At 61.1% G+C, this 19,838-nt stretch carries 14 protein-coding genes and 1 pseudogene; 2 read left to right on the top strand and 13 right to left on the bottom strand.

Annotation, left to right across the window (positions count from 1 at the left end; translation table 11 throughout):
• The first annotated feature begins 37 nt into the window (after positions 1-37).
• Complete coding sequence (locus KVU_RS01265) at positions 38-1,573, top strand: DNA cytosine methyltransferase (RefSeq protein WP_193365322.1); 1,536 nt, start codon at positions 38-40, stop codon at positions 1,571-1,573.
• On the opposite strand, the gene KVU_RS01260 is transcribed toward KVU_RS01265, so the two are convergent.
• The 10 genes and pseudogenes from KVU_RS01260 to KVU_RS01215 form a co-directional block, all read right to left on the bottom strand.
• Entirely contained in the window at positions 1,556-2,692 is a 1,137-nt protein-coding gene (locus KVU_RS01260; protein ID WP_236953132.1) for an HNH endonuclease, read from the bottom strand. The two genes, KVU_RS01265 and KVU_RS01260, sit on opposite strands and share 18 nt — an antisense overlap.
• Before the next feature lie 22 nt (positions 2,693-2,714).
• Complete coding sequence (locus KVU_RS01255) at positions 2,715-4,517, bottom strand: AIPR family protein (protein ID WP_044008002.1); 1,803 nt, start codon at positions 4,515-4,517, stop codon at positions 2,715-2,717.
• Between the two features lies 1 nt (position 4,518).
• The gene (locus KVU_RS01250; RefSeq protein ID WP_013383505.1) at positions 4,519-5,523 is read right to left on the bottom strand and encodes a PD-(D/E)XK motif protein; all 1,005 of its coding nucleotides are present in this window, start codon (positions 5,521-5,523) and stop codon (positions 4,519-4,521) included.
• Positions 5,507-8,374, bottom strand: coding sequence for a Z1 domain-containing protein (locus KVU_RS01245; RefSeq protein ID WP_013383504.1), 2,868 nt, complete (start codon positions 8,372-8,374; stop codon positions 5,507-5,509). Before KVU_RS01245 ends, KVU_RS01250 begins: the two co-directional genes overlap by 17 nt.
• Entirely contained in the window at positions 8,371-9,837 is a 1,467-nt protein-coding gene (locus tag KVU_RS01240) for an ATP-binding protein (RefSeq protein ID WP_236953131.1), read from the bottom strand. Before KVU_RS01240 ends, KVU_RS01245 begins: the two co-directional genes overlap by 4 nt.
• A gap of 40 nt (positions 9,838-9,877) precedes the next feature.
• On the bottom strand, positions 9,878-12,058 hold the full coding sequence (locus KVU_RS01235; protein WP_044008001.1) for a sigma-70 family RNA polymerase sigma factor: 2,181 nt from the start codon (positions 12,056-12,058) through the stop codon (positions 9,878-9,880).
• A pseudogene (locus KVU_RS01230) lies at positions 12,042-12,900 on the bottom strand (BrxR family helix-turn-helix transcriptional regulator). Before KVU_RS01230 ends, KVU_RS01235 begins: the two are co-directional and overlap by 17 nt.
• A gap of 171 nt (positions 12,901-13,071) precedes the next feature.
• Positions 13,072-14,001 carry a hypothetical protein gene (locus tag KVU_RS01225; RefSeq protein WP_014537479.1) on the bottom strand — a complete coding sequence of 310 codons (930 nt, stop codon included), beginning with the start codon at positions 13,999-14,001 and terminating at the stop codon, positions 13,072-13,074.
• Between the two features lie 486 nt (positions 14,002-14,487).
• Positions 14,488-15,291 carry an alpha/beta fold hydrolase gene (locus tag KVU_RS01220; protein WP_013383500.1) on the bottom strand — a complete coding sequence of 268 codons (804 nt, stop codon included), beginning with the start codon at positions 15,289-15,291 and terminating at the stop codon, positions 14,488-14,490.
• Positions 15,292-15,372: 81 nt separating this feature from the next.
• Positions 15,373-15,951, bottom strand: coding sequence for an exopolysaccharide biosynthesis protein (locus KVU_RS01215; protein ID WP_217508936.1), 579 nt, complete (start codon positions 15,949-15,951; stop codon positions 15,373-15,375).
• Between the two features lie 145 nt (positions 15,952-16,096).
• Between KVU_RS01215 and KVU_RS01210 the strand changes: the two genes are divergently transcribed.
• On the top strand, positions 16,097-16,357 hold the full coding sequence (locus KVU_RS01210) for a hypothetical protein (protein ID WP_013383498.1): 261 nt from the start codon (positions 16,097-16,099) through the stop codon (positions 16,355-16,357).
• Positions 16,358-16,392: 35 nt separating this feature from the next.
• Here KVU_RS01210 and KVU_RS01205 read toward each other — a convergent pair whose 3' ends face one another.
• From KVU_RS01205 to KVU_RS01195, 3 genes are read right to left on the bottom strand one after another with little or no spacing between them, the layout of a single operon-like run.
• Complete coding sequence (locus tag KVU_RS01205) at positions 16,393-16,695, bottom strand: hypothetical protein (protein WP_013383497.1); 303 nt, start codon at positions 16,693-16,695, stop codon at positions 16,393-16,395.
• Entirely contained in the window at positions 16,692-19,151 is a 2,460-nt protein-coding gene (ctaD, locus tag KVU_RS01200; protein WP_013383496.1) for a cytochrome c oxidase subunit I, read from the bottom strand. The genes KVU_RS01205 and ctaD overlap by 4 nt, the downstream gene beginning before the upstream one ends.
• Complete coding sequence (locus KVU_RS01195; protein ID WP_044008127.1) at positions 19,148-19,822, bottom strand: cytochrome c oxidase subunit II; 675 nt, start codon at positions 19,820-19,822, stop codon at positions 19,148-19,150. Before KVU_RS01195 ends, ctaD begins: the two co-directional genes overlap by 4 nt.
• Positions 19,823-19,838: the final 16 nt, after the last annotated feature.

Raw genomic sequence — 19,838 nt, 5'->3', positions numbered from 1 at the left:
TATACACCGGCTGAATGAATTTCGTCAGGAGCCTGATTTGCCCTCCACTTTCGGCATTGTCGATCTGTTTGCCGGTCCAGGTGGCCTTGGCGAGGGATTCGCGTCCTTCGTCGAGGACGGCCATGCGCCGTTCCGGATCGGCATCTCGGTCGAGAAGGAGGCGTCGGCCCATCGGACCCTGACACTGCGTGCCTTTCTGCGCGAGTATCGTGCACGTCATGGCGTCTTGCCGAAAGAGTTCATCGATTTCCATGCCGGGCTGGCATCCGAACCGGACTGGTCAGCCGTCGATGCCGAAGCGTGGCAACATGCCATCGACGAAGCTCGCGCGCTCGAGCTCGGCACCGGGACTGCGGCGACCGCCATAGATGGCGCCATCGCGACGCTGAAAGCAAAGTACGACGACACGATCCTGATCGGCGGCCCGCCATGTCAGGCCTATTCCCTGGTGGGACGCGTTCGCTCCAGAGGCAAGGTCGGTTACGTCCCGGAGGAGGATGCGCGGCACTACCTCTTTCGCGAGTACATCCGGGTCCTCGACAAGCTTCGGCCGGCCGCCTTCGTGATGGAAAACGTGAAGGGCATGCTTTCGTCCACCGTCGAGAGCCGACTTGTCTTCGAGATGCTGATTGAGGATCTGTCCTCGCTCGGCACGGGCCATGCCCATCACTACGAACTTCGTGCCGTCCGGGTCGAGGATGGCAAGGCCAGCCTGCAGGAGGCGGCACAGCCCTCGGATTTCATCGTGCGCGCCGAGGCGTTTGGTGTTCCGCAGCGTCGTCACAGGGTGATCATCGTCGGGATCCGTTCGGACCTCGCAGGACGGGCCGCCGATGCGGAGATCGCTGTGTCCGGGATGGCGAGGACCGTCCGCGATGTCATCGAAACGATGCCCGCCTTGCGAAGCGGTATCAGCCGCGGGCGCGACGACGCGGCTGCCTGGCGCGGAGAGGTCCTCGACGCCGCAAAGCTGCTGGCCGGCATCTCCAAGGGGAAGGAGAAACGTGCGCTCCGCGAAGCTTTCCTGACCGTTTCAGAGCAAGTGAGGGAAAACCCGCCTATCGTTCGGGCTGCGTCACGGCTGCCAGACGGCTACGGCACTTCAAGCGATGAGTTGCTGCAGTGGATCGAGCGACCGGAACTTCGCGCGATCGCGCAGCACGAGACGCGCGGGCACATGGCGTCGGATCTGGGCCGCTATCTGTTTGCTGCCGTGTTCGGGACCGTCCATGGCTACAGCCCGAAGGCCGCCGATTTTCCTCTGGTGCTCAGCCCCGATCACCGGAACTGGCACAGCGGTGTGTTCAATGACCGCTTTCGGGTTCAGCTGGCGGACGAGGCATCGACCACGGTTACGAGCCACATCTCGAAGGATGGCCACTACTTCATTCACCCCGATCCCATCCAGTGCCGGAGCCTGACGGTTCGCGAAGCTGCTCGTCTGCAGACCTTTCCCGACGATTACCTGTTTCTCGGCAACCGCACGCAGCAGTATGTCCAGGTCGGAAACGCAGTGCCGCCGCTTCTCGCGCGTCAGATTGCGAAATTGCTCCTTTCAGCCCTGACTTCTTGATCGGTTGACTCTGATCAGAGCTGCTCTTGCATCGTCAATTGACCACCAAGGGCGTTGCGCATGTATCATGCGGTGGCAGTTTGAACAGACCAAGGCAAGGTCGCTCAAGCTGGTCTTTCCGTGCTCACCGAGCAATGAAATCGGCAAGGTGTGGTGGCATTCGATGAATTCCCGGCCCCTCTCTCCGTAAGTCTGCAAAAAATCGAAGCCGCAGACCTCACAGGCAAGACAGCCATGCTTTCGCAGCGCCGCGCCCTTCTTTTTCTTCACGAGTGTACTGTTTCGCTCCCGGGAAACATGAACTCGGGTCAGTATTCGACCTTCTGACGCTTCGAATTCGGGGGCGTCGAAAGCCAAGATCTCCGCATTACTGGTGTCGATTAACTCCAAGATCCCATTTGCAACCCGCGCCAATTCGTCCGGAAGTCCCGAAAACTCCTCCCAAAGCTCGACTTCAAGCCTGTTGCCATTGGTTAGCCCCTTTCTGCCGTTATCGGTATATTGGGGATCGAAAGAACTGAAGTTTCGTAACTTCATGGCGATTGCGTCTGGCGTTCGCAAAAGCGATCCGTGTTCTATCAAACCCAAGGCTGCACCAACTTTCGCGATACGCCGAGCGAGTTCACCGACTTCCTCAGATTGGGGCCGAGGATCAAAATTACGATGATTCAGATGATAGTCGAGTGCAATGATTAGCTCGTCACGGGTCCAATCTGGATTTCGGTGTCGAACCTGCTCTACAAGAAACTCACGAACCTTGCAGAACAGATCTTCATCGCCGTTCCGTATCCAGTGTTCGTGAACTGCGCGGTCTCGTTCGCTGAGCTCTGACCCTCGCTTCTGACCATCCGACCAACCCTTTCGACCATTGTCAAAAAGGGAATCAAAGATGTCGCGCGTATTCCTGAGTGTATGGCGAAACTGCTGTTGAGAGCGACCGTCCGAAAGCGCGTCAAAGAACAGGTCGTACGCACCATTCCAACTATCGACGCCCAGTGATGTAGGCGGCCTCGGCACCTTGCCATCGGAAAAGTCTGTACAACGCGAAAGGAAGTACGCGACCAGGATCATGTCGTCGGAGCGTTTCCGTGTCTCGCCGATGTCTCGAACTTTTTCCATTTCCGTGCCTACCAAATGATCTCTATTGCTTGATTTCAGGAATAGACAAGGAATGAGGCGAGTAGTCCGCCGCTCTGACTTTAGCCCACGTGTCCGCACGCTTCGCCACTTCCGAAATCTGCTGGCCCGGGGCAATCCTGTTGAACTCGGCATTCACGACCACGGCCCAGTCCCAGAGCAGGTCGCGCAGACCGCCAGAAATCCCCTGTCGCATCCAGATCTGCTCGAGGTCCAGCCTGTCGCCGAGTCGATCCGCGACCACCGACACGACGTAGGTTGCGATGTTCACCCATCCCTGGCGGAACACCTCTTTCGCCTCCTTCGTCTTGATCATGCTCTCGATCGCCTTGAACAGAATGACCTTGGCGATCATCGCCCGATACCAGCGGGCATCGAGCGGGCTCGGGACAATGGTCGGATCATCATCGAGTGCAGCCATGAAGGCAGCGAAGTTCTTCTCGCCAGCCATTGCGACCTGGTTCGGCTTGCCGCGCCACGCTTCATGGTACTTCGCGATGTCGTTCTTGGTCAGCTTGCGTTTCGGCGGGACCATCTCCTTGAGGTTTCGCCTCTTCGCGGGCGTGGTACCTTCCCTCAGCAGCATGACGTTGTAGGCGCCAGCCGCGCGCTCGTAGAACCATCGCGTTGCGCCGTCCGGGCACCACGTGTCGTTTGCAAGTTTTTCAAGCTCTCGATGGAACGGGCGGTTTGCCGACAGGTCGGACATCTTCACCGCGTTCTGGCTGTTCGCATAGCGGGAGACGTTGCTGATCAGTCGCTCGCGTGCCTCGTCCTGCGATCCCTTGAGGATGATGATCTTTGCAGGGACCATGACATGGCTGAGATCAATGGTGCGATCGTCGCGCGAAGAGAAGTAGATGGTCGAGGTGGTCTGCCCGCCGTTCACGATCTGCAGGCCCTTCAGGAACGACAGGCCCAGATTTCCGTCCTCAGTCCGCTCGAACGCCGCTTCGTCGCAGACAAGAACGAGGCCATTGTTGAAGGCAAGAAAGTGCTCCGGTTCCTTTCGCAGCGTTTCGACGATGCCCTTGTTGACCGCGCGCTTGTTCCCCAGGAAGGTGCGGATGTTGGCTTCGAGCAGCGTCGTCCCGTAGCGCAGATAAAGATCCCGGATGAGCTGCCCGGGAATGGCAGTAAGGGCATACTCGTAGTCTGCATCAGGGTCCGGGACGTGGACGCAGGGGAGCGCCCGACCGATCGACTGGACGAAACTCACGGCCAGCTCGTCTCGCGGCTTGCCCTCGGTGTGGCGGAACAGCCTCTCCATATCCATGGCCTCAACGGCCACCATCTTCTGGTGAACCTCCTTGTTCGAGAACCGTTTGGTCTTGGTCTTGCCATCGGTGATGACGAACACACGAAGTCGGTCAATGTCGCCCCAGCGAGAACGAATGGTTGCGACCAGGTCCCTGACCGGATGGGTCGGATCGATCTTTGCGTCGAGGTTGCCGCTTGCCGCACGAAAGAGAAAGCGAACGCCTTCGCCTGCAGTTGCGGTGGCATCCGAGTCCCTGAGATCGTTCAGTTCCTCAGTCCCGAAATAGTGGGTCACGAACAGGTCGAGAGCCGTTTCATCGGAGCTGAGCGCATAGCCCGTAATGCGAAGTTTTGCGTTGCCGACCTTGCCGCTCCAGTGGCAAACGGTTGGGGCCTCGCAGATCCCGGTTTCTGCGACATGCTCCATGACCATTTCCGCAAAGACGAGCTCATCCGAAGGAAAGGGGCCTTCGCCAGCCTCTACGCGCTCGGCGATGATGGTCTGCAGGTCGGAACGAAAGTTGCGGTGAAATTCTTCAAGGCTCATGTCAGTCAAGTCCAAATTCGTTGATCAGCTCCGGAATCCCAATAGAGGGGACTTCCAAGGCATCGAGGTCGAGTACATAGGCGGCCGAACGGATGGCGGCTGGCAGGGAGGCACGCGTAAGGCGCCGCATGTCACCTTCCGAGCGGAATGTGCTTGCATCCTTCAATGTCAGCGTTCGGCTGTAGAGCGGTGAATGCTCTTCGAGGTACCCCATCACCATGAGCAACGCCTCGAAGCCGCGCTGAATTCCGGCCAGTCTAAACCTCTCGCGGAGTTCAGACACGAGATCGACAAGCGAGATCCCGTCCGTGTTTTCCTCGAAGCGGAAGGCGCAGAGGAAGATGGGAGCCCTGTCACCGTCCAGCTGCTCGATGCTGTTGATCCGCGCAAGGAAGCTGCCGGTCCGAACCGTGCTCTTCACCTCTATCGCGCCACCTCGAACGTGGAAGTCCTGCGCCGCCCGCAACGGTCCCTGCCAGCAGCCGAGAGCACCGGCTCCGAGGGAAGTGTCCGTGAGCAGCCTGAGCAGCCACAGCTCACCGAGCAGGCCGATCTGCGCATCGGACGAGAGTGGACGGTGCGTTCGAGCCATGAACGCCTGCCACTCCATGACACGTTCGAGGAAGGCCTCCATCACGTCGCGATTCGCGGTGTCGGCTGTGGTCTCCAGCGTCCTCAAGACATCGACAACCATGATGGCGAAGATATCCGGTGACCCCTCAGGCCGCCTCACGAGGGCGATGGCGGTCTTCCCGGCAAAGACAGTCTGACCTTCGATGCATGAAACGTCGAAGCCCTTGCCTTCGGGCAGCCGTGCCGGATTGACTGGCCATGATCCAGGAAAGGCGACGATCAGCGCTTCCCGCCCGAGGGGAAAGTGACAACCCGCCTCGACCGAGACAGTGCCTATTCCGGTGAGATGGACAAATCGCCAGTCTTCTCCGGCTTCCTGGCGCGCGAGCGCTCGCCACGCACGTGCGAGCCCGTCTTCAGTCCACCCACTCATTGAGGCCTCCCCACAGTACGCTGTTGGCGATGTACCTCGAGTTGGAGACCCTTCTCTCGGAAGTGCTTGACGGAAAACTGATTGCCCAGGCGACGACGGGATCGGCATCCTTCAACTCATCGACACCCGCACCCTCGGGATCGAGCAGATAGAGCATGAGCAGGCCGCGTTCCCGGCGAGCCGGAATTCCCGCTTCGGCGGCGCCTTCTCCGAGTACGTGACGGATCTGCGGACCTCTCGGATCGGACGGTGGCTCCTTGCCTTCGTTTCGATCCGTGTCGTTGCGCCAGGTCTTCTGGCTGAGATCGAGCGCTGCCTTCCATTCCGCCTCGGTCAGATCGATGGCCTGATCGCGAGGCGAGATCAGGGTCTTTATCGAGTAACGGTCTGCATGTTCTGTCGTTCTCCTCCGCTTCAGCATATTTACCGAAGCACCGCCGACCGTGCGGTATTTGTCGTCCGGGCCTGTGTCTTTTCCGATAAGCGCAACCGTCCAGCTTGTGAGCTCGCTATCCTTGTTCATCTCCTCGATGAAGTCCGCAATCAGCGGACTCATGATCCGGAAACTGGCAGGGTGGGTCCTGTAATCCCTTAGGAACGAGATGACGCTCAGGGCGGGTACATCTCGCCAGAGGTGACCGTTCCACTTCTGACCTTGTGGAACGAAATGCTGATCGTTCAAATCCGTCGATGGACCGAGTGCGCTGATGAAACGATCCGTGGCATTGAAGTTTGCAGTGATGTCGTCCTTGCGGTTGGGAAACACGATGGTCTGCAGAAGATCGCCCGAATAGGTCAGCTGCATAGCGCGAGCGTTCCTCATCTTGGCCCGCGAGGTCACGGTCAGCACGGAGTGCGATTTCACCCGCAGACCGAACTGTTTTGGCGTGGCGCCGGCCGCGACCATGTTGTCGAACTCCTGACGCAACTCTTCGGCGGCGTCGGCGATATGGCCGAACCATTCCACCATTTCCTGTGATGTGTAGAGGCGGCAGACATCGAGGTAGCCGTCGCGGTAGCCGAACCACCGCCCCATCTGCATGAGCGTGTCGTACATGCGTGCGGTTCGCAGGAAGTAGCTCGTGCAGAGACCTTCGAGCGTCAGACCACGCGCCAACTTGTCGCCGCCGATGGCAATCACCTTCAGGCCGGTGCCATCGTTCTCAGCATAATCGAGTGCATCCCTCGCCGTGCCGTTGATCTCGCGCACGCGAATGTCGGACAGGACGTCGGGGAGGACGGCACGAATGTCCGCCCACGAAAAGTCCTCCAGCGTTTCGCCCTCGACGAGGGCAGAGCGGATTCCCTGCATGCCTGGCAGGAAGGTCTTTTCATATTCCTTGCGCATGGACGCCTCGAGGTCCGCAAGCTCGATGCCGCGGGTGTAGCGGCCCTTCATATCCCGCACGTACTCTGCGACCTGATTGACGACAGCGTTCTGCACCGAGGTGAAGCGGGTAACGTGGATTAGCATCGAGGAATGCTTGCTGCCCTGTCCGCGCAGCTTCCTCACTGCACAGGCATAGACGAAGGAGCGGATCGCTTCTGCGAGCGAGTCCGGCACACGGTCCTCTCCCTGCCATCGCGGCTGGTAGCCGTTCTTGTGTCGTGGCGGCATCCATGGTTGAAACTCGTCATCCGAGAGCGGGCGCACCAGAGGCAGGTCTTCGGGCGTGCTGGAAGCCGATCCGAAGACACGACCCGGCCCGACATAGTTCGAAGGTGCCGCAAGGCTGGTGATGAAGGCTGCCGGGAAGAGGTCCGGTCCGTGCTCCTGTGTCTCCCCGCGGTCATGAATGAAGATGTTCGCAAAGGGCGTCGCCGTGTAGCCGACATAAGCCTTCCGCGAGAAGTGGTGGAGGATCGACCGGATCAACCTGTTGATGGTCTTGGGTTCATGTTCGAGATCCGGGTTGCCAAACTCGTCCACGACGTCTTCACCCGTATCGACCGATCCATGGTCGGACTCGTCATCGATCACTAGGAGAGGCAGGTTGGTGACGAGCTTGCGACCGGTTTCGGGGTCGACGTGATTGGCGACACGGTTCCGGATCCAGTGCAGCAGGCGCTCGAGCACCGTCTTGTTTTTCTTGACCACGAACAACCACGGTCGCTGTTCCGGGCTGATGTTCATCTTCGCCGCAACGGCCGTGTTGAAGTCGCCCTTGTCGCTCCGATTTGTTGCAGCGTTGGGACGGACAGACATGTCCTTGTCGATCAGTCCCACCCCGACTGCAGGGAGCTCGTCAGAGTCAGCGATGGTGGCAAAACCCAGGAACCCCTCGTCGAGGCGGATCTGTGTCTGGGCTCTCAGGTTGTTGTGGAGGCCGGCCAGCACGATGATGATCTTGTAACCGGCGTCGGCGGCCTTGCAGATCAGTCCGGTGTAGTTGCCGGTCTTTCCCGACTGAACGTGGCCCACGACCAGTCCTCGACGATCCCATGCGCCTTCCCGGGTCGGGTCCTCGAGCTGTGAAAGGACTTCATCCGTGGCGACGTCGAGGGCGTCGAGGGCCGTCCACGGGATGCGCGCTTCCATGTACTCGGAGTAGCGCTGCCAGTAGGTCCAGCCCTTCTTCCTTTCTGCATCGAGCCACGCGATATGGTCCTCACCGCTCGAGAGAGTAGCGTTCTCACCCACGGTGCGGCTTGATCGGCGGATCAGTTCGTCAACGAGCGCATCGCGGTCGACGAGGGCAAAATCGTCCTCCATCATGATCGCGAGCTTGGTCAGCTCCTTCTCGATCATTTCCGGCGTGACAGGGCTCTGAGCGCGCTCCGCTGCGAGGCGGAGCATGTTCTGGGCCATGGAAAGGATTGAATCGAAGGCCTTCTGGTTCGAAATACTCATTGCGTGTCTTTCACTTCAAGGGCTGCAACCAGATCGAGGTGCCGGTCGAATGGGGGCGTACGACCAAGCCGTTCGCGCGCCTCGGTCGGGCTGAGTCCGCGAAACTTCACTAGTGCTTCAAACATCGAGGACAGCGTCTCCATCACTTCGTTGTCGGGCGCCCCGGCGAAACCAGTTCTCGGCGTCTCCTTGTCCTCCGCCGTATCCAGCCAGATGCGCTGCACGGGAACTGTCTCTTCAATCAGCCTCAGAAGAGCGAGGATGTCGGGCTTGAGCGAGCCGGCGCGATTCAGGACCGAGGCGACGAGGTCATGGTCACGGGCAATCCGGTAGGACGTCCCTTGTGCCGAACGCCGCACTTGCCAGGCCTCGGCTACAGCGTTCGAGCGCGTGCCTGAAACTGGGGTGATGTGACCCCGGTGGGCGAAAACCCGTCTCGCTGTGTCACGAGCTTCCGATGCCAGACGGTGAAGCTGAGATCGCAGTCTTACCGGCGGACTGGCCGTCGACTTCAGAACATTGATCTTCCACTCGGCGTCCGCGCTGTTCGGTATGTCGAGCCGGATGCGGGCAAGCCTGTGGGCTTCATCGCGAGGCCATGGCTTGCCGCCGTCGCCGAGGCCCAGCCAGCCCCCGGCGAGAAGGAGACGCTTGTTGCGGTAGACGTAGAAACCCTCCTGCTGCGTCCATCCTCCGGGCCCCGCCGCGGCTTCCTGTTCGGTGGGCTTGAGCATGTCGCGATGTGGAAGGACATGGCATTGCACTGTCACACCTGTGGTGTGGAGGATCCGATACTCGGGGCTTTCGAGTGCCTTGCCGGGATGTCCCATCAGGTACGGATCCCACGGCTTCAATCCTCTGCCATTGAGAGCAAGGCGAAGCATGGGCAGCTGGCCGTCGAGAAGACGATGAAAGGTCATCGCAAGATGCGCCTCGACGCGATCCGCGAGCTCGATCATGTCGGTGGCCGCGAAGCCATCGGTCACGATACGGTCCAGCTTCTCCCACAGGACGACGGTGCCGTGGGCCATCTGGTCCAGCGGCGCAAGCAGATGCTCTGAGCCCGGCGCCGGCCCCTCGAAGAGTGGCCATTCGGCGCCCGGCTCCTGACCGATGAGATCGAGGTCCCAGCGCAGGCAAACGACCGGTCCACCTTTCTGCCGACTGGCGACGGTCAGACGGCGAGCCTGGGAGAAACTGGCTGTCTTCAGTCCCAGCCCGAAGCGCCCAAGGTCTGTGGCGGCGCGTTCAGCCCTCGGATCGCGTGCGCCAAGCCGCATGCCGGCCTCCAGAGCCGCGTCGTCCATGCCGTCGCCGTCATCAACGATCCTTACCCAGCTCTCTGGACCGGCCCATTCGAGATGAACACCGACTTCACCCGCGTTCGCCGCGATGGAGTTATCGATCAGATCTGCAATGGCGGTGGGAGGAGCATAGCCAAGCCCGCGCAGGGACTCGAGCATCGAACCGGCATGAGGAGGAGCATTCCTTACACCCATGTCATCACATCCCGAGCAGAGCCTGGAGACGCCGCTTGCGTCCAGGGTGAGAAAGATGGTCGAGCGCCTTGGCCTCGATCTGGCGGATGCGTTCGCGTGTCACTCCGTAGATCTGGCCAACTTCCTCGAGAGTCATGTCGGTTTCGCGCCCTATCCCGAAGCGCATCCGGAGCACATCAGCCTGGCGCTCTGGCAGCTCAGCCAGTGCGTCCGCCAAGATCCTTTCGGTTTCTGTTTGGTCGAAGACATCCGCTTCTGAAGGCTCGGGCAGCAGGTTGTCCCAGTCGTCAAGGCTTGCGGGATATTCGGCTTCACGCGGGATGCCGCGAAACTGTTTGACCTCGTCGATTGTCCATTCGAGTTCTTCGGCGAGTTCGAGGTCGGAGACGGCGCCACCGACCCGAACGTCCAGCCTCTCCAGGGCGCGATCGAGCTTGGTGATCTTCTCGTTCCGATGCACGGGGATGCGGATCGCCGCGCCTTCATCAGCGCGCCATCGCGTGATGGCCTGTCGCATCCAGTAAGTGGCGTAGATGAGGAAGCGATAACCACGTTCGGGATCAAATCGCCTTGTGGAACGCTGCAGACCCATGAACGCGACCTGGAAGACGTCCTCTGGATCCTCGCCTTCATCCACGTTCCGCGAGGCAAAACGCCGGACGTAAGGCAGATGCTCGCGGATTAGGTGTTCGGTAGCAGATTCGGAGATCAGTATTTCGGCTTCCAGCTGACTGGCCTCGGCTTGGCACGCCGGGAACTGTTCCAGTCGGCGGACCAACTCCTTGTGGAATGCCAGAGAAAGATCCAATGCCTCGAGCGCAGCAAGTGCCTCTCTTCGTCGTTTGCCGTCCATCACCCGGCCGGTGGTGTGCCATGACCTCAGGGCCTCCACGGCGGCCATTACCTCGGATGTCTCTGCATGGCCCGGGCGCGAGGGAATGATGGTTTTCAGGGACACCGAGACGGGGTCTCGCACCCCGGCGCGGATGCTGTCCATGACGTCGAGGATCGTTTGGACGGCGGTCTCGGAGCCCAGGATGCCCAGCTGGAGTTCCTGCTTGGCCCGCATCATGGGCTCCAGCAGTTGCAGCTCGTCTGATTTGTCCATGACGAAGCGCTGTGTGCCGGGAAGCCGCGTCCGACGCGTAAGGGCTGCCTCGATCGCGTCAGCAAGGTCATCGGACGAAGTGTCTGAGACAGCGTCCCAGAGACCGGCATCATGCCCCGTCGCCTGATCGAGGTCGAAGCCAGCTGCTTCCATGTTGCGCTGGAGATTGATGCGCAGTTCCTCGAGATCACCATTCCCTTCGCAATGAGTGACAAGGCGGTCGACATCATCGAGGGAGCACCGTCCCTTGGCCAGAATTTCCTCTGCCCAGGAGATGCAGAGCTCCGGGTCGATCGACATCCGCGTGCCGGTCTGGACGACAGCGCGTTTGACCGATTGCCGGCCGCGGTTTCGGACTTTCAGGAAGTCATTCTCTGCACCGTGATCGGCGGCTACTGCGGCGCTGGATCCAATGCCTTCCCCGGCAATCTGTGCAGGTGAAAGGTCGAGATCCCATTCCACGTCCTCGTCGTCCGAAACTGCAGGTGCCGAACTGACGAGCGCAACGAAGGTCCCCGACGCCGTTTCTCCCGTGTACTGGCCGAAGAATTCCTCTGGTTCTGCCTCGGCCTCAAAACTCAGAAGGTCGTCGAGGTCGTCAGTTGTATCGTCCGGCTCCGTCTCCTGCACCACGATAGAACGATGCTCTGGAACCGCGCCGGTCCCGACCGGGGCGGTCTCGATCTCCGATAAATCCTCGTGCTCGTCGACCGTCTCCGGCTCCGGCGACGTCGTAACAAGTGAAGACAGCAGCTGCGCGGCGAAACCGTGACCTTCGGCAAATGCCAAATCAGCGGGTGTCTGCCGGTCATGATTCAGTGATCCAGGGTCGGCACCCGACCGAATGAAGAGATCGCAAACGGCAAGATTCCCCATGCGCGCCGCAAGGTGGAGTGGCGTGTCCCCCTTCGGGTCGGCCGCGTGGAGGCGAGAGGATGCCGCGAAATCGGCAAGGCTCTCGAGCTTCCCTTCGGCAATCAGCCGGATCTCGAAAGGGCCAAGAACATGGCTTTCCGCTTCGCTCGTCGCTTGGTCGCGACTGCCGAGGATGCGGGACAGTCTATCCATGATCTTCATGAATGACCTCCCTGTTGAGAAGCACGATCTGCTGGTCCTGCGGCCTCCTCGCGCCGGGATCAGTATCAAGCCCGAGACGCCTGAGCGCGTAGTACAGCAGCGCGCGCCGGACCTTGATCTTCGCCTTGCCCCCACGCATCCCGTAGTCGAGCGCGATGACCTTGGCCTGGGTTTCGGAAAGGGCGGGTGGGCCCGATTTCCAGTGTGGCTTCAGTATTCCAGTCGCGGTCGTCCTTCGCGGACACATCGCTTTCCCGACATTCTCGAATCTCGAGCATTCGCGAGAGCAGGAAGTCCTTGAAGGCTTCGTCGGTCAGGCAGAATGCGCGCGTGTGCCAGCGGAAACCGTCGAACCCGATGGCGTGCGGAGCGATCCAGCGCCAGCGCGGCTCCGGACTGGACAGGGACTGGTACTTCACCTCGATCGCCTCGGACCGGCGTATGGCGCCCACCACCGACCGAAGTGTCACCGGATTGACACCGCGCACAGGCGTCGGCGCGGATGCAAAGGGCGGGAGATCGGCAATCCATGAATCCTCGCGGTCGACGATCCCGTCCGCCACCGACCGAAGCTGGGCGAGGTAGCGGCTGGCGTCGGGTTGGAGGAACCGAGACTTGAACGCCGGGCCACGGACGTAGGTCCGCGCGCTCTTGTCGTAGACCATGTTGTCGGGTGCGAAGCCGATGTAGCGGTTCAGGTCGGTGGACGCCTGGTTTACCGAGACCCCGAACTGGTCCATCAGGTCGCTGCGGTTCACATGTCCCTCCCAGAACAGGCGGAACTCTATGAACTCGAGACGCTGCTCGACCCCCCAGCGAAGTTCGGACCTCTCGTTGTCCACCGTAGCCTCCCAGCCCCCTGATGCGCATGGTAACTATGCGCGCCCATTTTCTGGGTTGTCGTGAGGCTAGCCAGGGGATGATGATCTGGCAATGGAAATGCTTCTTCTTGCAGCATCAATCTCGATCCAAGCGAACAGCGGACATAAAAGGCTTGGGCCGCGGAGAAGCACTCAGTAGCCCCAGCCAGAGCTGACGGGGGGATCGCCAAGCGGATCTTCAAGCTCGTCGACTGCCGGGAACAGATCGCCTTCGGCCGCAAAGGATTTAGCAGCATCCAGTCCGGTTTGACGATCAAGCTCGGCCAACCGTGAATCTACCCACTGCAGCATCCGGCCTAGATCCGAGTCGCCGGACAGGCTGGCTTCCTGCGGCAGGCCGGAGATCCATTCGCGGATTTCGCGGGCCTCCCGACGCAGCTCAATGATCTGCCGGAGGTGAGAGAGTCGCGTCTCCTCGCGTTTGAGGCGGGCCTGTGCGAGCTGTCGCCGGTGCTGCAGGATTTTCCACTGCCTCTCGCGCTCCTCACGCTCCTCGCGGCGCACGCGAATGGTCTCTAGAATGAGCTCTATGCCGGCGACTATTTCGGGGACCATCCGTTCCACGCGTTGCGTCTTGCCGTCACCCCACGTCTTCCGCAGGCCATCCGCCCACGCATCGATCGAGAACACGAGTTCGCCGGTCCACGCACTCACATATTCCGGCCAGGGTGGACTGCTGCCGAAGGAAATGCTGTCCCAATCGTTGCGCCGAAGGGACCGTGCCCGTTTCTCTTTCCTCTTATCCTCCCGAGCGATTTCTTCTGGGGTCGGTACGTATTTCAGCCTTCTCGTTCGTTCGAGCAGGGTGAAACTGATCTTGTCCGCGCCCTTCTGGGCGGACATCTTCTCTCCGTCCGCTGTCAAGCTCAGCCCGACCTCGTCGAGCGCCCGCGCCAACGCGTCGAGAAAGAAGCAAGCACGTTCGGCGGACGCAGCGCCGACGACCACGCCACACAGGCCTGGCGCCGCGGCGCTGAGGAGGCCCTCCTTGTCCGGTTTCCTGGTCCGAAGGAACTTCACCGTTTTCGCCACCGAGGCGTGTGGGTTTTCCATCAGAGGCATTGGGGATTCTGGCGTCGCCTTGATGGTAGCAGCCCGGGCTTGCCGCTCAGTCTTTCGCTTGCGGGCGAGTTCGGCGACACTGTCAGGAAGGGCTGAGGTGGCCCCGCGGATGCGTACCCGATCGAGGCTTCGATCCCTCAATTCGAGGAAGGGCGGCACTTTAGGTTGTTCTCCGGCTGCGACCTTGGCCCATTATCCCCGGGGCGGTACGGGAATACGATGACGACTGCAGACCTTCGCGAGCCCCCGATCCGATATCCCGAATTCCTGTGCAAGCGCTGTCATCGGTTTGCTCCAGACAAGGTCGTAGAGGTCCCGACGGCTAAGTATCTGTGAAGGCGACAATTCTTGAACTCTCCGCAATACAGCTTCGCGCGGAAGCAATATCCCGCAGCGCCATTTTAGCTGTCATCGCCACCAGGGTGAAACGTGGAGAAGGTTGGATCCTAGGCCCGTCCGCTCCGCCAAATGATCAACGCAGATGCCTCAACGCTTTAAGAACGCGATCAATGCCGCGTTGAATTCGTCGGCATGGCTGACATTCAATCCGTGGGGGCCGCCCTTGATGATGGTCAGCTCGGACCCGGGGATTGCGGCATGGGTGCGGGCGCCTGAACCCTCGAACGGTACGATGGCGTCGGCATCGCCATGGATCACCTGCACCGGCACGCTGATCTTTTGCAGATCATCCCTAAAGTCGGTCGTGCCAAAAGATGTCATGCACGACAGCGCCGCATCTTGGTCGGATTGATGGCAAAGGGCGATGGCCTTGTCGCGCTCGGCCTCGCTGACGCGCAAAATATCATGTGCGCTAAAGAAATCGCGGGTAAAGCTGTTAAAGAACGCGCTGCGGTCCGCCTTTAGGTCGTCCATCATTTTGGTCGCTGCCTCGGGTGTCAGGGGGCCTTCAGGATTGTCGTCGCCCTGCATCAGATAGGGTGGAACGGCAGCCGCAAAGACGACGCTGTGCAGCCGGTCTTCACCATGATTTGCGATGTAACGTGCAACTTCGCCGCCACCCATCGAAAATCCGACGAGGGTCACATCGTGCAGATCCTCGCGCAGGATCAGATCCTGCAGGTCTTGCGCCAAAGTGTCGTAATCATAGCCGTTGTCCGGTTTATCCGACTGGCCAAAGCCCCGCCGGTCATAGGTTATGACCTTGAACCCGGCATCGACCAAGGGTTGCACCTGATGTTCCCAAGCCGCGCCCGAAAGTGGCCAGCCGTGGATCAGAACAACCGGACGGCCTGTTCCCGCGATCTGGGTGTGAATATTGACGTGAGCCATCGCATATCCTCCATATCCGCCATTGCGTGTATGAAGAAACTGCCCAGCGCGTGCGAAGTTCCCGCAAACAGGCCGCCGGTGCTAAAAGATGCCGATGAACCACCGCAAGACCCAGGCGATCAGCGCCAGGACACCTGCTGCCAGTACCAGCAACAATCCATCGCGCGTCAGCATTGCCGCCGCGACCAAGGCAATGAAGGTGGCGATAATGGTGCCGCTGGTTGGAATCAGCTCCATAAACGGCATGATGAGGCCAAGGCAGAATACCACAATCAACCAGGGCAAAATCCACGGCTTTTCCGTCATAAAGCTGAGGCGCGGACGTAAGATGCGGTCGATAAAACTGATCGGCTTGCGCAGCCAGCCCACCGCCGTGCCAAGGCGCGCGCCGGCAACGCCCCGCTGCGCGATGAACCCCGGCAACCACAGATGCGGACGCCCCATGATCATTTGCGCGGCCAGCATCGCCTCGATCAGCCCAACGGCAGATGTGACGCCCGGCACCACGCTGGCGGGCGAGATCGCCACAAGGGCAAAGACCAGCATCAGGGCCGTAAAGGCCTGCGGGCCGATCGTCTTGACCAGCGCGTCAATCGTGACCGTTTCGGATGTGCTGGCGTCTTCAAGCTGGTCTAGGACGGCATTCAGAACCTGGGGCAAGATACGCTCTCTCATGCTTTGTGGGTAAAACGTTCTTATCCATCAAACCGTTCCGTCCAAAGCCGTATTGTTTTGGCACCTGTTGCGGGAACAAAGGCGGTGCCTGTGCGTTGGCTGTGTAAGACACGCGGAAAAGGAGGATCTCATGTCCGCTCCCGATACAAATGTCAAAAAGCAATCGCGCAGGCATTGGCCCGCGATCACGGCCATCACCTTGGCGCTGGTTTTCGCCTTTGGTCTGGTGATTTGGTGGGTCGTGCGTGAATCGGTCGACCCCGAACCCGTCGCCACCCCCGGCGAGGCCCCCGTGCCCGAGGCGACGCAGACAACCCCGCCCGGCGCATTGCCCGATGCCGCGCCGCAGCCTGATCCGGTCAGTCCGGTCTCGCCGCAGACAGGCCAATAACGACAAAGCCCCGATGCTCAAACATCGGGGCTTTTTCATGGCAGTGTCAGTGGAATATCGGTGCAGGTGGTCAGGCCAAGCACGGGAAACAGCGTCAGCAGCACCGAGGCCACGCCGATCCACGCCCCCGCCCGCACCAACATATCCGGCAATGCCCCGCCCGGCGGCGCGCGCAAAACCAGAACGACGCCCAAGGCCAAAGCGATCAGCCACAGCCCGATCAGCGCGGGCCGCGCCTCCCATCCTTGTGCGCAGGCGGCCCCGTGCACTGCATAGATCACGGCAAATGCTGCCGCCCATAATGTCGGGCCGGCAAGGGCGCGCAGCGGCCAGCTCATGCCAGCACCTGCTGCAGGCTGATGAGGGCCAGCACAATGCCCGCCGTCACTGCGCTGAAATCCAGCCACATCCGCCAATGTGCGGTCGCGCCCGACGTCAGCGCCGAGATCCGTCCATCCCTCCGCTGCACCAGACATAGCGCGCTCAGCACCGCGCCCACGATCACATGCAGCGCGACATAGCCCATCGCCGCCGCGCGCAGGGCATCGCGGGCATGCAGGCGCGGATCATCCAGCAGCGGCACCATCACGACCAGCGCCAGCGCCGCCACCCCCAGCAGTGCGAGAGCCGCCATGGCGCCCGCGCCTTGCGGTATGCGGGCCAGAGCCGCCGCTGCCGCCAACGCCGCGACGATCACCAGTCCCGGCAGGATTGCGATCTGCGGCACCTGACTTTCAGGCGCAGGCCAAGCGGGCGCGATGACCGATAGAAAGCCCAGCGCAAACAGATAGCAGGCAAAGATCGACCCGTTTGCGATCAACAGACAGGTCATACCCGTGCGGCTAAGGGGATCGGCCACAAAGGGATGCAGCGGCAGTGACAGTTCCGGCCCGACCTTGACCTCGGGCGCGCCATGCAGCGGCGCCGGATGGTGCCATTGCCATGCCGCCACGATCAACCCGACCAATGCCAACGGCGCAACCGCGTAAAGACCCGCCAGCATCAGCAGCACGAATGCGCAAATCATACCCGCCGTCACCAGCGGCAGCAGCGTATTCCCCGGCAGCACCGCCACATGACGCGGTGCGCCGCTGATGCTATCGACGACCAAAGTCTCGCGCTGCGGCCGGGGGGCGCCGGGCAGCAAACCCTCGCCCCGCGCAAGTGGCAATGCGCCCTGCTGGCCCGGCAAAGGCAACGAGGCAAAATTGTAGCTGGGCGCGGGCAGCGGCGCGGCCCATTCCAGCGTTTCCGCCTGCCATGGATCGCGCCGCGCCCTTGTCCCGAAAAGCACTTGCAGCGCAAGGCTGATGGCAAACAGCGCAAAACCCATCGCCATCACAAAGCCAAAGACCGAGCTGATCAGGTTCAGCCAGACCCATTCACTATTATCCGGATAGATGTCGATCCGGCGCGGCATGCCCAGCAGCCCCGTCAGATGCATCAGGAAAAACGTGCCGTGAAAGCCGATAAAAATCAGCACGAACGCCGTCTGGCCAAGGCTTTTGATCTGCAACTTGCCGGTGATCAGCGGCATCCAATAACTGACCGCCGCCAGCATCGGAAAGACAAAGCCGCCGATCAGCACGTAATGCAGATGCGCCGTGACAAAGGCCGTGTCGTGGACCTGCCAGTTGAACGGCACGATGGCCAGCATCACACCCGTCAGGCCCCCCATGACAAAGGTCGAAAAGAACCCCATCAGATACAGCATCGGCAGCCGCATCTGCGGCTTGCCCCGCCACATCGTGCCGATCCAGGCGAAAATCTGCACCGCCGTCGGCACCGCGACCAGCGCCGAAGCACTGGAAAAGAACGCCAGCGCCAGATGCGGGATGCCGACCGTGAACATGTGATGCACCCACAGGCCGAACGACAGGAACACAAGGCCAAGGATCGCCGCCACGATCGCGCCATACCCCATGATCGGCACGCGGCTCATCACCGGGATAATGGTCGAGATGGCACCTGCGGCAGGAAGGAAAATGATATAGACCTCGGGGTGGCCAAACAGCCAGAACAGATGCTGCCACAGCAGCGGATCGCCGCCCCGCGCGACATCGAAAAACGGCCAGTCAAAGGCGCGCTCGAGCTCCAGCAGCACCGAGCCGAGGATCAGCGGCGGAAAGCCCACCAGCATCATCGCCGCCGTCCCCAGCATATACCAGGCAAACAGCGGCATCTTGGTCAGTGCCATGCCGGGCGCGCGCATCCGCAAGATGGTGACGGTGATCTCGACCGCAGCGGCGATGGCCGAAACCTCGACAAAGGTGATGCCCAGCAGCCAGACATCCGCGTTGATCCCCGGAGAATAGGCGCGCGAGGATAGTGGCGTGTACATGAACCAGCCGCCATCGGGCGCGACCCCGCCCAGCAGCGCCGCCAACAGGATCAGCCCGCCCAAAACATAGCACCACCAGCCCAGTGCCGACAGGCGCGGGAAGGCCAGATCCCGCGATCCCAGCATTTTCGGCAGCAAAAACATCGCCAAACCTTCCAACATTGGAATGGCGAACAGGAACATCATCAGACTGCCATGCATGGTGAAAATCTGATTGAAATGCGCCGCATCCAAAAAGGCCCCGCCCTGCGTTGCCAGTTGGGCGCGGATCAGCATCGCCAACAGGCCGCCGATCCCAAAAAACACGAAAGCGGTGATCATAAACCGCAGGCCCAGCTCGGTGTGGTTGACCGACGAGAGCCACCCCCGCAGGCCCCGTGGACGGCACCAAATCGCGTCAAGGTCGCGGTGCAGGCGCAGCGCGCGCTGCGGCGGATTGGGCTGCAGGGTCATGGCGCGGCCTCCTGATCACGATCGGTAAAGGCGGGCGGTGCGGCGGGGTCATAGACCAGCACATCGAATGTCATCGCGGCATAGCCCACCCCCGAAAACTCGGCCGAGCGACCGCTGTAAAGCCCCGGCCTATCGGCGGCGATCCGCAAGATATTGGTACGGCCGGGCATGGCATCCATCTTGCCCGCAAGGCGCGGCACCCAGAAACTATGGATCACGTCATCCGTCCGGATCAGAACATCGACCGGCTGGCCCGCCGGGATATGCAGGCGGTTCAGCGTCTCAACCTGCGCCCCACCCGGCGCGGTCTGCACAAAGCGCCATTGCCACTGCGACCCTGTCGCGATGACGGTGACCGGGCGATCTGCGGGGCGCGGCTGCAACCGCTCGCCCACCCAGATCCCCGCGCCGACAGTGACGGTCAATATCGCCAGCGACAAATAGATCCCGAAGCCCTTGATCCACAGCCGTTCAGAGGCCTCCCCGGGGGGGGCGGCAAAGGCACGCCAGACCAGCGCCAGTACAAACAGGGTTATTACCGCCGCGCCGATCAGCATCCCCCACCACAGCATTGCAATCTGGGCGGCGGCGGGCCCTTCGGGTGCCAGCGCGGATAATGGGCCGCTGCATCCGGCCAATAGCGGAACCATTAGCCATGCGGCGGGTTTCATCCGGTGACGCATCAGA

This window comes from Ketogulonicigenium vulgare WSH-001 (assembly GCF_000223375.1).
GTDB classification, from domain to species: Bacteria; Pseudomonadota; Alphaproteobacteria; order Rhodobacterales; family Rhodobacteraceae; genus Ketogulonicigenium; species Ketogulonicigenium vulgare.
Note: the sequence above shows the minus strand (reverse complement) of the source record. Positions and strands in the feature narration are given on the sequence as shown.